The following is a 14,068-nucleotide window of genomic DNA, read 5'->3' as shown; positions in this document are numbered from 1 at the left end:
GCTCATAATTTCAGAACATAAATTTGTTCGCCGTGAGCGGGGCAGGCGATGACCGGAACCGGGAAGACAGTCACACGCGTTGATCTGTGCGAAGCCGTCTACCAAAAGGTAGGGCTGTCGCGCACGGAGTCGTCTGCGTTCGTTGAACTGGTGTTGAAAGAGATCACCGACTGCCTCGAGAAGGGCGAGACGGTGAAACTGTCGTCATTCGGTTCCTTCATGGTGCGCAAAAAGGGCCAGCGTATCGGCCGTAATCCAAAGACCGGAACAGAAGTGCCGATTTCTCCGCGGCGGGTTATGGTGTTCAAGCCGTCAGCGATTCTCAAGCAGCGTATCAACGGCAACGGCAGTGGCGGCGGTACCGCCGATAGCGCCGACGACTGACTGACTTAGGACAAAGACGGACCTAGGACGGCGGCTTTCAACGGGGAGCCAGCATTTTGGACAAAGCGCCGGATGCGTTTCGGACAATCAGCGAGGTCGCTGAGGACCTTGATGTGCCGCAGCACGTCCTGAGGTTCTGGGAAACGCGCTTCAATCAGATCAAGCCGATGAAGCGGAGCGGGGGACGCCGCTACTATCGCCCCGATGATGTCAGCCTGTTGCGTGGCATCCGCCGGCTGCTTTACGGCGAGGGCTACACCATACGCGGTGTGCAGCGCATTCTGCGCGAGCATGGCGTGAAATCGGTCCAGAGCCTCACCGACGGGTCAGCCGATCATGCTACCGCGCTGTTCGATGGACCCTCGTTCGGGCCGGAAAAGGGCGAACACGCCCCACACCTGGCAGCCGACGAAGTGGAGATCGACACCGAGGACGAACTCGCCGCCGCCGACGAACCTGATGCCCACCAAGATGAGTATCCCTCGACGCTGTCGCTGCGCGATCTCGGGCCGCCGCTGACGGAGATCTCAGCGCCGAAAGCTGTGGTGCAGAAGCCGGTGCAGCCGGCTCCGCTGAACGGCCTGTCCGGCGCCGAGGCCTATGCCCCGCCGAATATCCGGAAAAGCGCGAGGCCGATGGATCGCGGCAAGCTTCAGGCGGCGCTGGACGATCTGATCGGCGCGAGAGCGCTGATCGATCAGGTCCTGAAGGAAGGCTAAGCCGTTTTGGCCGCAGGGCGCTGGTCCTGCGGGGTTTGCCAGTCGACCTAAAGCTTGGAAATCAGGGCATTCCCCCCGGGGGGAAGCCCCTTCTTGCACCATGGCGCGAACGGGGCTACAGGATCGGGGCCTCACGGCACGGTTCGGAGCGTAGCGCAGCCCGGTTAGCGCACTAGTCTGGGGGACTAGGGGTCGGAGGTTCGAATCCTCTCGCTCCGACCATTCAGGCTCCTGACGAGCGAATGAGCTATTCTCTGCTCGATTCGCCGGGAGCTTCCATGAACGAGACCTTGATTTCCGCCTGCCAGATGTTCCTCATCCCGGCGACAATTCTGTTTGCGGCTGTCGGCGTGGCCAACAGCCCTGGCCTGAAGCTGCTTGTCTGCTTGCTCGGCGTCGCGACTGCGGGGCTCTGGATTTACCGCGTCTGGTACTGGGCCGGCTTGTCGCTGATGGACCGAAGGACGGCCCTGGGGCTGGCCGGTCTCTATACGCTCGCCTGGGTGTTCACGTTCCTGGTTCAGCTCAAGAACATGTTCTCGCGCGGTTACAGCGGACGCTGATCTGGCTTCAGGCGGGACGCGGAAAAGCTTTCGCCGCGTTCACAGCGCGTTCCAGCAGATCGATGTCGACTGTCGAGACGATCGGACTGCTGGCGCCTTTGGTGGCTGCCTCCACGGTATGAGATTGGCAGAAGACCAGAAAGTAGTTGAGCTGAAAAAACGTCGTCAGATTGAGCGCCCAGCGCTCCGGTGCAAAGTTCCGCCGCGACCAGTAATTGATGTACGTCGTGGGCATCAGGTCGATCAATGTTGACCTGGGTCTGGAGAACGGAAGGTTTCCGAACGCGGAGCCGTGCGCAGCGACAACAATATCCGCACCGTGAAACAAGCTTACTTGCTCCTCAAATGCGAGATTCCCGGGCTCGATAATCGCAAAGCCCATTTTCATGAGTGCGCGAACAACCTCGTCTTCGTTGGAAATTGTCCGATCCGAGTAGGTGACCTGATTCCGTCGCGTCAGATAAATCATCTTCCTCGACGACGGGCGGACGGTTTCTGGAAGCCTGGTCAGCGATTGGCAAATTTCTCGAACCGGGCGGAAACAGTTCCGCGAGTCGATGGCTGTCGATAAGATTACCTCACGGCAGACCGCAACATCCTTTGTAATAAATTTTACATGCGATGCGATGTCGAATCCCGCCGCGCTGAGAATGCGTGGACCCCATGCCGGGAAGAATGACGGAATCAGAATTTTTGCGCGCCCTGACAGGATCACGTCCCGCAACAACAGGATGGGCGCGAGACAGTCGAAAATGAAATGACCATATGCCGGGCTGGCGCGGTGAAAGCAGTGGATGACCGGCTCATCGACCATTTGCCTCGACGCCTGTGGTGAGAGCGCCCGTGTATTCGTGAGGCCAGGATCGATAGCTTCGGCTATCGACGCGGTTTCGTGCAAGACGCGGCCGGCCCTGTCGATGCAGACCCCTAGTTGATCGTCGATTGTTATGTCGCTTATTCGAGCGAACTTCACGTCCGCAGACGTGAAGTCCCTGTCGCCGAATATCGTCGATATCTCGGATGGGGAGGGGGCGCTGGTACGCTGGAAAATCTCGAAAGGAGTCGAGCGCTGAATCAGACGAGACGGAAACGAGCAGTGCCCAAGTTTCGATGTCCAGAAGACCTCATCCCGGGTCAGCGGCTGACCGGCCCACTCATCGGCCGCAATAGTTGAATAGTTCATCGAAACGGTTTCATGAGGGCGCGATAGACCGACCGCGCCACGGCAAATGTTGTTGGATATCCGCGCAAACTGCGGTGCGCCCACAACCTGAGGTTTTCAATGCGGTCAGTACGCTTTTTTCGGTTCTTGAGGCGGGTGTTGCTTGTGAAGCCGTCGCTCAGTCTCGAGCGCCCGCGCTTTGATCGGTAAGTGGCGTCCAGGAAGCCGTTGCCGTACTTGATGTCTGCCTCGAGGTGGCAACCCTCGGCCCATTCGTTCCATGCATTGATAAAAATGAGACGATCGTTCGGGTCTCGTTCAGCGATCGTCTTTTCGCTGGCCTCGTTCAGCCAGCGTTCGTAGTTGTCGGGGTTCCCGTCCAGAACGATCAGCGGATTGGTCTTCCTTCGTGCGGTGTTGTCCCACGATGGGAAGAGGCCGCGATAAACACGCCGCTTGCGATAGTCGTGGCTGAGATACTGGGTCGCAACGTCATTGAACTTCAGCGCGACGGCCTCCGTCGTGCTTCCGATACCGGGGAGATCGCTGGCGTAGTTCTTGACCAGACAGTTGTGCGGTGGAAACTCAACGCCGGCGTCGAAGCCGAAATGTTCAAAGCTGGTGTTGCCGTGGGTCAGAGCCGCAACCAGATGGATCTCGCCGATTCCGTTTCCCCGGCAGAATTCGCGCCAGCGCCGGACCGTCGCGGCGGGCTCGGGAATCTGCTGCGGCCGGTAAACCACCAGCAGCGGTTTTCCATCGACCCGCAGATAGCGCCGATCGCGGAAGAAGGGCAGCAGGCTTTCGATGAAGTCGATGTCGTTTTTGGGAGAATATGTCTGTTCGATCAGTATCTCGCGCTCGGATGCGTCCCATGCCCGCGTCCAGTTTTCATTCGCCCAGCAAAGGCAGAACTCGATGTCTGCTTTCTTGTCGGAGAGAAATTCATCGACAGGGCGTTCGAGCAGACGGCGGCCACCGAACCAGTAGTAGTGGAAACAGAACGCATCTATGCCGTGGGCCTTGGCCTCCTGAATTTGCTGATGCTGAACGTGCCGGTCTCGTAGATCGTAAAATCCGTTGCTGGGCAGGTGAGGTTGATAGTGTCCGTCAAATAGAGGCCGGGCCTTGGTGGCATTTGTCCACTCGGTAAACCCCTTGCCCCACCACGCGTCGTTCTCAGGAATGGGATGAAATTGCGGAAGATAGAAAGCAATGTATTTCAGCTTGTTCGCCTGCCCGACCGTTTGCTCGGTCAAGTCGATGCCTTTCTGACCCGGGTTTCGATCAATCGGTTCGGCGCGCACGACGACTTGATACACATGTGCGTATTGGGTCGACTCGAATGCGTCACGTTTCGATTGCGATGTCTGTTCCCATCGCTCTGAAAATTCCGATTCTTCGGGCGGGACAACCACAAAAGCGGCTTCGGTAATCTTGAGCCGTGCCCGCGCAAACAAGTCCTGTATGTTCTTGATGCCGAAAAACCGGATATGGGTGCGGTCGAGAAGACCCCAGTCACGATACTCAAAGTCGTTATCGGCGAGGCATGCCATAACCGCCGCGTGGCCCACGTGAGGTATGGAAACGACGAGGCTGCCACTCGCGTTGAGAAGATCGCCGGCCAGCCTGAGCGTTGTCCATGGATCGTAAAGATGCTCGAGAACATCAGCGATGACGACAGCGTCAAATTTCTTTCCGTTGAGGGCGCTTGGCCAGTCAGGCTCATTCAGATCCGCATGAAACACTTCTTTGCAGAACGTGCGAAGGAGTTCGACGCATTTCGGGTCGCGCTCGATGGCGGTAACCTCACATCCGTTGCTGCCAGCCATCACACGCGAGATTGAGCCCGGGCCTGCGCCGATTTCCAGTACCGTCTTGTTGTTGCCTGATCTGCCCCCTTTGAAGTGGTCCTCCCTGAAGTATGATTTTCGGATGGAGGATAAGATCAATGGCAAGGAAGAGGCATACGGCTGAAGAGATCGTTGCGAAGCTGCGGCAGGTTGATGTGCTGATGGCACAGGGCCGGCAGGTAGCAGACGCAGTCCGAGCGATAGGCGTGACGGAAGTAACGTACTATCGATGGCGAAACGAGTACGGTGGCCTGAAGGGCGATCAGGTGAAGCGACTCAAAGAGCTGGAGACTGAGAACAATCGTCTCCGGCGAGCGGTGTCGGATCTGACGCTGGACAAGCTGATCCTGGCGGAGGCCGCAAAGGGAAACTTCTAAGCCCCTCCCGACGCCGTGCTTGCGTCGATCATGTAACAGCCGAGCTTGGCATCTCCGAGAGACGGGCGTGCCGGGCTTTGGGTCAACACCGATCGACGCAGCGCAAGACTCCAACGACACCCGATGACGAGGCGGCTTTGACTGCCGACATCATCGAGCTTGCCCGCCAATATGGCCGCTACGGATATCGCCGAATTACGGCGTTGCTTCGCAGAGCCGGCTGGATGGTGAACAAGAAGCGTGTTGAGCGGATCTGGCGATGCGAGGGGCTGAAGGTCCCCCTAAAACAACCTAAACGCGGGCGTCTCTGGTTCAACGACGGCTCATGCATCCGTCTGCGGCCGGAGCGACCCAACCATGTCTGGTCCTATGACTTCGTCGCCGACCGCACCCACGACGGCAAGGCGTTCCGGATGTTGTGCATCATCGACGAGTTCAGCCGTGAGAGCCTGGCCATCCGTGTCGCGCGGAAGCTCAAAGCAACTGACGTCATCGAAGCGCTCTGCGAGCTGTTCGTCTCGCGGGGCATCCCTGCGCACATACGTTCGGACAATGGCCCTGAGTTCGTCGCCGAGGCGCTGCGGGATTGGATCGCCACCGTCGGAGCCAGGACTGCTTACATCGAGCCGGGCAGTCCGTGGGAGAATGGCTATTGCGAGAGCTTCAACGGCAAGCTGCGCGATGAACTGCTCAACGGCGAAATCTTCTACACATTGAAGGAGGCCCAGATCGTGATCGAAAACTGGCGACGTCACTACAACACGGTGCGTCCACACTCATCGCTTGGATATCGACCACCGGCACCCGAAGCCATCGTCTGGCCAGCACCAAAGGAGGTAGTCAAAATGCAATCCCTAAACTAACATTCCGATCGGACCACTCAGTGGGGGCCGGTCACGCCCCATATTCCAGTTCAATACAATGATCGAAAGATCGGGAATCTTCTCCATCACAAATCTATATGTGATCTTCGCCGCGGGACCGGCGCCACCTCCATTTATCGGCAAGCTGCCGATATCGATACACAATTCGCCAAGTTGGCGATGAGATCGAATCGTGCAGGAGCGCGGTGACCAGATTCATTCTTGCCTCCAGCTCTGCGTTGCGGTCTTTGAGGGCCGCAAGCTCGTCGCAATTATCCATTCGAATCGTTGCCTCCGCAGGAAATGCGAACCCGTCAACCAGTGCTAGACAACTTGATTTTTCAGGTCTAGGCCCAAAAATCAATATACCGGATGTTCTCAGCAGCGTGCGCTGCGTGGTAGTTTGAGAAGCGATAGGCAGCAATCGCACCGCAAGGTACCGGGTCGCATGAAAGTCAGAGATCTGGTCAGGGATACCGAGTGGATTCCCGGCTCGGACTATGTTGATGGGCATAAGCCTGCAATTTCGGTCCTGTTGCCGACATTCCGGCGCGGCGCCAGCGGTCTGTTTCGGAAAGCCGTAAAGTCCGTTCTTGGCCAGACACTGCACGATCTCGAGCTGATTATCGTCGACGACGCGAGCACTGACGGCACCGCCGATCAAATTGCGGAATTCATGCGCGAGGACGGCCGTGTGAGCTGCCTGCGTCATCCCAACAATATCGGCCTGCCTGCTGTTTCCGAATTTGAAGCTTTTATGAAAGCGCGCGCCGATTACATCGCGTTCGCATTCGATGATGATACATTCTACCCTGATGCCTTCGCGCAGTTGCTTCAGCATAGTTTGCAGAATCCGGACCGGGTATATTTTGGTTGCGTGACCATGTTTGCAAGACACGATTATTCGTCGAATGTAGAATCTATACGGCTCGGGTGTCCGTTAGCTGATCACAATTTACAAGGCCGGAATCTGATCTCAAATTCCGCAGTCCTGCTCCCCCGTTCTGTAATTGATGCTGTTGGGTTTTATGATCCACACATCATTATGGCTCGACTTTGCGATTGGGATCTGTGGCGCAGAGTATCCGAGCGATACTTATTGCAATACGTCGATGTTAGTGTTGGGGAAGTGACGGGACCCGCAACGGAGGATTCGCTTGGAAAAACGTATCCCTTAGTGATGAGCGCGACGGAGGAGTGGATGCGTGCCGGCGCCAGGAGGCTTACGTCTCAAGATTACTTCGATGTTGACGTGTTTTCATCTCGACCGGAGATATCCACGCGTACGGCAGGCGTAATTGACGATCTCGTTATGGCTCACGTGGCCAACCGGCCATGGCTCAGAAAGCATTTTGAAGAAAGCAATGACTCGAAAACTATTGTTGTTCTTACGTCATCTTACGACGCGTCCACATCGCTATACTTTGACAATCTTCCATCGTCGGTTCGCGGACGAATTAGAATCGTGCTGTCAGAGAGGCATCTCGAACTTACAGAGCTGGCATCTGCCTCCTGCGTAATAGTTGTGCGGCATTTTGATATTCACGAGGAGTGGATAGATGCAGCAAAGCGAATGAGGGTTCCTTTATACTATTTCCTTGATGACAATTTTGTTGAGTTGGCGTCGGTGGAATCTTATCAAAGTTCGGAGGATTTTTCTCTGAATGGGTTGCGGACAAAGCTGGAGCGGTTCGCGGGGGTGCTTCTAAGCAGCAAAGAACTGCTTGAGTATTTTGAGGCGAACCTTATTCACCCTAATCTGTCGTTTTTTCCCGTGAGTTACGCGCGGTCTCCGAAGAGTGCTCGCTTTACGATATCTAATTCGTTTGATCTAACAGTTGCGTCAATTGGCGGCAAACATCGACAACGAGGTCTACAGGAGTGCGTTCTGCCGGCGTTGCAGCGATTGGCGAGCGACGCATGCAGAATTCATTTCGTTATCGGCGGTTGCGATCCAGAAGATTCTGAATTGCTGAGCAAAATCGCAGCTAGCGAGAATCTGAAGTTGACGCTCATACCGTTCAACGTCGAATGGAACCGCGCGATATTGCAATTGGCCGAGCATCGCCCCGACGTCCTCATCCACGCACCCAGCAAAACCATCAACAATAAGTATAAAACTTTGAATGTTGCGCTATCGGCTTACATTCTTGATTGCGTGCTTATTGTCCCGAACGATCCGCCCTATGATCTCGTGGAATTCGATGGCGCGGCCGTTCGCGTCGAACCTGCAAATGAACCGGGTGCCTGGTTGCAGGCCGTGCGAAACCTTCTCTCCAAGCGCGAAACATGGGACGGCTATAAGAAAGCAAATGCAACGTTCTGCCGGACCCAGTTTTCGGGGGAGCAGAATCTGGTTGTTCTGAACGAGATTCTTCAATCGTCACCCGCGATTAGCCCGGCGTTGGTGGAAACGAGACTCAAGGAATTGTATCTCTCCAAGTCTGTTTCCGCGGGGAACAACCTCTTTGATTCAGAGCCGCTCCGGGCAAGCTTGCTGCAGCTTTCGCAGTTCCGCGCCCAAACGCGGCGCAATCAGCGTTATCGGCCGCACCGGCCGCGCGAGGATATCTGGCCGCGGATTTCGCCCGCATTTGAAGATATCCGGCAGCATGTTCTCAAGAATAAAATACGCTCGAGCTCCAGCTATCTGGAACTATCCGACTCGCTTCACGATGTCGCGTATGCGGAGTATCCTATCCATATCGAGAAAGGGCAGCTCAAAAGCATGACATGCGCCTTATCATCAGAGGGAATTCATAGTGGGCTCGTAGGTGTTGAATTGGTTGCGCCGAATGACACGATTGCGGTTCAATCATCGAGAGATCTCGCGCCGCTGAATCTGCATCTTCCTGTTACGTTCGACCTGAAGAATACCGTCGTTCAGGAGGGGATATGGAAGTTTCGCTTCTTCGCCCGGTCGGAATGGCCGCTTTATATTCTTGAGTTCGCGGAGTATTCCCGCTTCGGCTGGAGCCGGCGCGTGATCGCTCCATTCGTGAAGATAGAGTATGCCGGTCAGGCTGAAACAGGGGCGCGTTCCACGATGTAGGCGCGCCCGCCGGATCGGAGGCTTTCAGTCTCGATCTGTTTGATGCCCGATGGCGCGGCGGACAGAATGCAATGCCGTATGTAGGAGTCGGGATATTTCCTGTGCAGGAATTTCGCCCCCTCGATCTCCTCGTAGTCCTCTTTGATTTCATCGGTTTCACTCGGCCAAACCGTGAAAATGCAGATCTTCCCCGTTGCGCGAAGCAATTCATGCAGCAGGCGCTGGACGTGGGGGACATGACCTGCCACCTCAAAGCATAGCACGCAGTCGATCTCGGCATCCCGGAAGACAAGGTTGAAACCGTCGCCGTAAAGAAATAGCGCTTCAGGAAAATTCTGACGCGCGGTCCGGAGCATCTGCAAGGAAACATCGACCCCCGTGTAGTCAATGGCACCGTTTGATGCAGCCCGAAGCCGCTCGTAAACCAATCCGGTCCCGCAGCCGACGTCCAGAAACGTACCCTTTAGTCCGGGGACTTGGCGAGATATCAGCTCCGTCAGTTGCTCACGATGTTGAATCTCACCGGGCTCTTCGTTCCAGATTGTCTGGACTCGTTCGGCGACCTTCGGAGCATCCCAGTTCTGCCAATCCCGGCTCATCGCTGATCTCACGATACAGTTCTACAAGCTTGCATATGCCGGTTGCATCCGGCTTCACAAGCGGTTGATTTTTACCCCAGCTCCGTACTGATCAAAATTGATCCTTATTTGTGGCGGACTATTGGAACCCTCTCGCTTCTACGAGGTTAGCGATCCGGATTTCTGCGCCGCATTGCGCGGATTTGTCACTGTGTGAGGTACAATGTTTTTGTTTGAATCAATCAGCCGTCGGCTGGCCGTGGTTGCGGTCTTGGGATTGCCGTTTTTCTCTTCGGCGTCGATGGCCCAGTCCGCGCAGCCGTTCGCCGGCATGTCCGGTGTGTGGTCGGGGAAGGGCTCTATCTCCCTCGAAGGCGGGGCAAAGGAGAACATCCGGTGCCGGGCGACCTACGCGGTCAGAAACGACGGCAATGCCCTCCAGCAGACATTGCGTTGTGCAAGCGACAGCTACAAGATCGAACTCACCAGCAATGTCGTCGCCGATGGCGGCAAGCTGACCGGGACGTGGAGTGAGGCGACCCGCAACGTCAGTGGCGATGTGCAGGGGACGACATCCGGGGGACGCTTTCAGGTCGTGGTGAGTGCCGGTACGTTTTCTGCAGACCTGTTGTTGACCACGCGCGGCAATTCTCAGTCCGTCGTCATTCGCTCGACCGGAGGGGAATTCAAGGGCGCCAACATCACGCTGACGCGCACTTAAATCGATCACGAACGATTCAGGCCGAGAGCAGCAGATCCTCGTTGAAGGTCTGCTGTTCTCGTTATTGTTCCTGCAGCAATCCCGACGGCAAGGACATAGAGCCAGCCCTGATAAAAATCGCTCAGATGCGAATTGAAGAGCGAGCTCAGGATGTTCTGCACAACGGCCACCAAGCCGATCCATGCGACGACGCCTTCGCCGCGAAACGTCAGCAGATGAACTCCCCACATTGCATAAAGCGCCAATACGCCAAGCAGTCCCCACTGAAGCGCAAACAGCAGCGTTTGATTGTGAGGGTTGCCGCTCGTATTCGCTGGTGAGTCGGCCTGCTTTGGAATGTCGCGGGTCAACAGGGGTTTGGCTGACCCGGTCCCGTGGCCGATCACGGGGGCCGTCTTGAAGAGTTCGATCGACTTATTCCATAGCTCCAGCCGCTGTCCCACAGACGTTGTTCCTGCCTCCTTTTGAGCCGCGCGATATTCGCTGAATGCTGCGGAAACTTTGTGCTGCAGGTTCGAAGAAATTTTCCAGAGGCCGGCAATCGTAACAACGAGGGCCATGCATGCGATCCAGAAATGTCTGCGACCAAGATAGCGGTAGGCAAAAAATACCGCGAGGACGGGACAATACACCAGCGCGGTCCGCGAGACGTTGACGAAGGCAAGATTGGCCAGCAACGCGGCTGCGATTGTCGCAGCCGAAATTGCGAGTGCCCGCCGATGTCGCCGCAAGCCATGAACGGCCACAGCAGCGAGCGCAAACGCGCAAAACGCAAAGCCCTGGCTCTGGTCGATATAGTTTTTCACGGGGATGCCGGGCTGGTCGGACTTGTAGTGGATGGACAGACCCGGCCAGTACAGAACAACCCAGGAGTACATCATTAAAATGACGCAGGAAGCGACAAACGCATAGAGGACGTAGCGGCCACGATCGGATTGGCTGAAGTAATAGATCAGGATCGGAATTCCCAAGAGTTTCGCCATGGGCGTCAGCCCGCGAAACCTCTCGGCCCAGGAAATGCCGTCCGCCCAAAAAACGCCAAGCACGGCAATAAGGCACAGGGCCAATGCCGCCGAGCTCGCGGGGTGTTTCAATGACTGAACGAATGCACCAGGTCTTACGGTGCTGAGAAAGCCCAGCAGAAAGGCCAGCCCGCAGGACGATGCAAGGGATGTCGACCAGGGCAATCCGGCGGCTGCAATAATTACGAAGTTTTCCGTGCCTTTTTGCCGTGCGGCCTGTGCGGCTGAACGATTGGGGCCGGTCCAAACGAAGAAGCCGAGCCAGACATCGGCCAATTCTCGCTTTATTGCGGCGTACATTAGCCCTCGACGGCGCTGTTTTTAGGTGCGGACAGCGGAAAATATGCGATATAGGTCAAGATGATAACCCCATCGAGCGGCTGCGGCCGCTTTCGAATCGGACTGTACCCGGAAGCTGGATGAGCGCAATCGACGGCTATATCGTGCGAACGACGTTGGTGGCGTTCCTGTTGATTCTCGTCTCGTTGACGGGGGTCATCTGGATCACGCAGGCGTTGCGCGGCATCGATTTGATGACAGGGCAGGGCCAGTCGATATTGGTCTTTCTCGGTGTCACGGGGTTGGCCATTCCGCTGCTGGCGATGATCATCGCGCCGATCGCTTTGCTGATCGCGGTGATGCACACACTCAACAGGCTCGCGACTGATTCCGAAATCATCGTGATGAACGCGGCCGGGCTCTCGCCAGGCAGGTTTCTCCGCCCGTTTATGTATGCGACCTGTGTGGTCAGTCTGCTCGTCGCCTTTCTCTCGATTTATTTTGCGCCGGAGTGCTTGCGCGCTCTGCGGCGATGGCAGACCGAAATCGGCGCTGACGTTCTCACCAACATCCTGCGTCCCGGTGAATTTCAGAAACTAGGCCCGCTGACAATCCGAATTCAGGGCCGGCAACCGGGAGGACTCCTCGTCGGGATATTTATCGACGATCAGCGCAATCCTGCAGAGCGCATCGATATTCTTGCGGATCGTGGCACGGTTCAGAAGAACGAGCGTGGCTCGTTCCTGATCCTTCAGGACGGAAATCTCCAACGCTTCGAAACCGGCAAGAAGGATCCGGCGCTGGTTGCATTCAATAGCTATGCTTTTGATCTGTCGCAGTTCTCGAATGTCGTTCAGAGCGTCACCTACGGTCCGCGCGAGAGGTCGATCGGAGATCTGATGTCGCCGCCGCCTGACGATCCGATCTTTAAGCGCGTCCCCGGTGAATTCCGGGCTGAATTGCACGACCGTATTTTTGCGCCGATCTATCCCTTTGTCTTCATTTTGATGGCATTCGCCATCCTTGGTGCACCACGTACCACGCGTCAAAATCGTAACTTCGCTATCGCGGTTCTTATTGTTGGCATACTCGTCGTGCGTATCGCTGGGTTCGGTCTTTCGACGGCATCTACGTCCAAACCGTTCGCGATTCCCGCTCAATACCTGCTGCTGGCGATCGTAAGCGCAGGAAGTTTATGGATGATCATGCGGGGTGTGATTATCGATGCGCCAGCGAACCTGTTGCGACGTATTGATAATTTGTTCAGCCGTGGAGTGTCACTCAAGCCGCAGTAACATTACGGAAGCCAAATCCGGATGATTTAACCGCGGATGATGTTACAAGTGACGCTTCGGCGAAAATGAAGGTCTGCAAACTAGATGAAAAAAACTGCGCTTATTACAGGGATCACCGGCCAGGACGGCGCATACCTGGCGGAGCTACTGTTATCCAAAGGATATTCTGTCCACGGGATCAAACGGCGTACATCGCTTTTCAACACCGATCGCATTGACCATCTTTATCACGATCCGCATGACAAGGGTTATGACCTCACGCTTCATCACGGCGATCTGACGGATTCGTCGAGCCTCATCCGGATCGTGCAGGAAGTCCAGCCGGATGAGATCTACAATCTCGCCGCACAGAGCCATGTCGCGGTCTCGTTCGAGGAGCCTGAATACACGGCTAACTCGGATGCGCTCGGTCCGCTGCGAATTCTCGAAGCGATCCGCATTCTCGGACTCGAGAAGAAGACGCGATTTTATCAGGCCTCAACTTCCGAACTGTACGGACTCGTTCAGGAAGTACCTCAAAAGGAAACGACGCCCTTTTATCCCCGGTCGCCTTACGCGGTTGCGAAGTTGTACGCGTACTGGATTACCGTGAACTATCGGGAGGCATATGGCCTGTTTGCTTGCAACGGGATTCTCTTCAATCATGAATCGCCAATTCGCGGAGAAACCTTCGTCACGCGAAAAATCACGCGTGCATTGGCCCGCATCAAGCTCGGTCTTCAGGAGAAGGTTTATCTCGGCAACCTGAATGCCCGGCGCGATTGGGGGCACGCGCGTGATTATGTTGAGATGCAATGGCGGATGCTGCAGCAGGATGTCGCTGAAGATTATGTCATTGCGACCGGGGAGCAGCATTCGGTTCGCGAATTTCTGGAAGTCGCCGCAAGGGAAGTCGACATCGCCATTCGCTGGGAAGGTGAGGGTGTTGATGAAAAAGGGTACGATGTTTCCACGGGACGATGTATCGTCGAAGTCGATCCGCGCTATTTCCGTCCCACAGAAGTGGAGACGCTTTTGGGCGACCCGACAAAGGCATACGAGAAGCTAGGCTGGTCACCGACGACATCGTTCGTTGAACTGGTCACGGAGATGATGAGAGAGGATATGCAGACTGCACAACGAGACGAGCTCGTGAAGCAGCATGGTTTTAAGCATTTCAATTATAACGAATAATTTCAAGAATTTGAGCGCCGCTGAACT

12 protein-coding genes and 1 tRNA gene are annotated in these 14,068 nt (G+C 55.9%); 9 read left to right on the top strand and 4 right to left on the bottom strand.

Going from position 1 to position 14,068, the window contains the following annotated elements; all coding sequences use genetic code 11:
• Positions 1–48: 48 nt before the first annotated feature.
• The 4 genes from HMPREF9695_RS10605 to HMPREF9695_RS10590 all read left to right on the top strand — a co-directional run bounded on the left by HMPREF9695_RS10605 (position 49) and on the right by HMPREF9695_RS10590 (position 1,666).
• Positions 49–384 carry an integration host factor subunit alpha gene (locus tag HMPREF9695_RS10605; RefSeq protein WP_006020849.1) on the top strand — a complete coding sequence of 112 codons (336 nt, stop codon included), beginning with the start codon at positions 49–51 and terminating at the stop codon, positions 382–384.
• A gap of 56 nt (positions 385–440) precedes the next feature.
• Positions 441–1,103 (top strand): MerR family transcriptional regulator, encoded by a 663-nt coding sequence (locus HMPREF9695_RS10600; RefSeq protein WP_006020848.1) that lies wholly within the window; start codon positions 441–443, stop codon positions 1,101–1,103.
• Between the two features lie 144 nt (positions 1,104–1,247).
• A tRNA-Pro gene (locus tag HMPREF9695_RS10595) sits at positions 1,248–1,325 on the top strand.
• 56 nt (positions 1,326–1,381) lie between these two features.
• Complete coding sequence (locus HMPREF9695_RS10590; RefSeq protein ID WP_006020847.1) at positions 1,382–1,666, top strand: hypothetical protein; 285 nt, start codon at positions 1,382–1,384, stop codon at positions 1,664–1,666.
• A gap of 7 nt (positions 1,667–1,673) precedes the next feature.
• Here the strand turns inward: HMPREF9695_RS10590 and HMPREF9695_RS10585 are convergent, their stop codons facing one another.
• Together HMPREF9695_RS10585 and HMPREF9695_RS25265 are read right to left on the bottom strand one after the other, a co-directional pair.
• Positions 1,674–2,849 carry a glycosyltransferase family 61 protein gene (locus tag HMPREF9695_RS10585; RefSeq protein WP_006020846.1) on the bottom strand — a complete coding sequence of 392 codons (1,176 nt, stop codon included), beginning with the start codon at positions 2,847–2,849 and terminating at the stop codon, positions 1,674–1,676.
• Entirely contained in the window at positions 2,846–4,849 is a 2,004-nt protein-coding gene (locus HMPREF9695_RS25265; RefSeq protein ID WP_085947372.1) for a glycoside hydrolase family 99-like domain-containing protein, read from the bottom strand. Before HMPREF9695_RS25265 ends, HMPREF9695_RS10585 begins: the two co-directional genes overlap by 4 nt.
• Between HMPREF9695_RS25265 and HMPREF9695_RS25740 the strand changes: the two genes are divergently transcribed.
• Together HMPREF9695_RS25740 and HMPREF9695_RS25735 are read left to right on the top strand one after the other, a co-directional pair.
• Positions 4,780–5,921, top strand: a protein-coding gene (locus HMPREF9695_RS25740) for an IS3 family transposase (RefSeq protein WP_085947356.1) whose coding sequence is annotated in 2 segments (ribosomal slippage) — positions 4,780–5,044 and positions 5,044–5,921 — 1,143 coding nt in all. Because the reading frame shifts where the segments join, the coding sequence is not laid out codon by codon here. The two genes, HMPREF9695_RS25265 and HMPREF9695_RS25740, sit on opposite strands and share 70 nt — an antisense overlap.
• Positions 5,922–6,369: 448 nt before the next feature.
• The gene (locus tag HMPREF9695_RS25735; RefSeq protein WP_006020844.1) at positions 6,370–8,973 is read left to right on the top strand and encodes a glycosyltransferase family 2 protein; all 2,604 of its coding nucleotides are present in this window, start codon (positions 6,370–6,372) and stop codon (positions 8,971–8,973) included.
• Here HMPREF9695_RS25735 and HMPREF9695_RS25260 read toward each other — a convergent pair.
• Positions 8,940–9,572 (bottom strand): class I SAM-dependent methyltransferase, encoded by a 633-nt coding sequence (locus HMPREF9695_RS25260; protein WP_006020843.1) that lies wholly within the window; start codon positions 9,570–9,572, stop codon positions 8,940–8,942. The two genes, HMPREF9695_RS25735 and HMPREF9695_RS25260, sit on opposite strands and share 34 nt — an antisense overlap.
• Before the next feature lie 202 nt (positions 9,573–9,774).
• On the opposite strand from HMPREF9695_RS25260, the gene HMPREF9695_RS10550 reads away from it, so the two are divergent.
• On the top strand, positions 9,775–10,272 hold the full coding sequence (locus HMPREF9695_RS10550) for a hypothetical protein (RefSeq protein ID WP_006020842.1): 498 nt from the start codon (positions 9,775–9,777) through the stop codon (positions 10,270–10,272).
• Between the two features lie 5 nt (positions 10,273–10,277).
• Here the strand turns inward: HMPREF9695_RS10550 and HMPREF9695_RS10545 are convergent, their stop codons facing one another.
• Positions 10,278–11,570, bottom strand: a complete 1,293-nt coding sequence (locus HMPREF9695_RS10545) for an O-antigen ligase family protein (protein WP_245258743.1) — start codon at positions 11,568–11,570, stop codon at positions 10,278–10,280.
• Positions 11,571–11,713: 143 nt separating this feature from the next.
• Between HMPREF9695_RS10545 and lptF the strand changes: the two genes are divergently transcribed.
• Positions 11,714–12,868 (top strand): LPS export ABC transporter permease LptF, encoded by a 1,155-nt coding sequence (gene lptF / locus HMPREF9695_RS10540; protein ID WP_006020840.1) that lies wholly within the window; start codon positions 11,714–11,716, stop codon positions 12,866–12,868.
• 84 nt (positions 12,869–12,952) lie between these two features.
• Positions 12,953–14,041: a GDP-mannose 4,6-dehydratase gene (gene gmd, locus HMPREF9695_RS10535; protein ID WP_006020839.1), complete on the top strand. Its 1,089-nt coding sequence runs from the start codon at positions 12,953–12,955 to the stop codon at positions 14,039–14,041.
• The last annotated feature ends 27 nt before the right edge of the window (positions 14,042–14,068 follow it).

It is taken from the genome of Afipia broomeae ATCC 49717, assembly GCF_000314675.2.
Classification (GTDB): Bacteria; Pseudomonadota; Alphaproteobacteria; order Rhizobiales; family Xanthobacteraceae; genus Afipia; species Afipia broomeae.
The sequence above is the reverse complement of the archived record's forward strand: the minus strand, read 5'-3'. Positions and strand labels throughout refer to the sequence as shown.

What these genes read in the sequence shown, in the direction of transcription:
- HMPREF9695_RS10605 (WP_006020849.1), top strand. Translation starts at nt 49, where the DNA reads ATGACCGGAACCGGGAAGACAGTCACACGCGTTGATCTGTGCGAAGCC.
- HMPREF9695_RS10590 (WP_006020847.1), top strand. Translation starts at nt 1,382, where the DNA reads ATGAACGAGACCTTGATTTCCGCCTGCCAGATGTTCCTCATCCCGGCG.
- HMPREF9695_RS10585 (WP_006020846.1), bottom strand. Translation starts at nt 2,849, where the DNA reads ATGAACTATTCAACTATTGCGGCCGATGAGTGGGCCGGTCAGCCGCTG.
- HMPREF9695_RS25735 (WP_006020844.1), top strand. Translation starts at nt 6,370, where the DNA reads ATGAAAGTCAGAGATCTGGTCAGGGATACCGAGTGGATTCCCGGCTCG.
- HMPREF9695_RS25260 (WP_006020843.1), bottom strand. Translation starts at nt 9,572, where the DNA reads ATGAGCCGGGATTGGCAGAACTGGGATGCTCCGAAGGTCGCCGAACGA.
- HMPREF9695_RS10550 (WP_006020842.1), top strand. Translation starts at nt 9,775, where the DNA reads ATGTTTTTGTTTGAATCAATCAGCCGTCGGCTGGCCGTGGTTGCGGTC.
- lptF (WP_006020840.1), top strand. Translation starts at nt 11,714, where the DNA reads ATGAGCGCAATCGACGGCTATATCGTGCGAACGACGTTGGTGGCGTTC.
- gmd (WP_006020839.1), top strand. Translation starts at nt 12,953, where the DNA reads ATGAAAAAAACTGCGCTTATTACAGGGATCACCGGCCAGGACGGCGCA.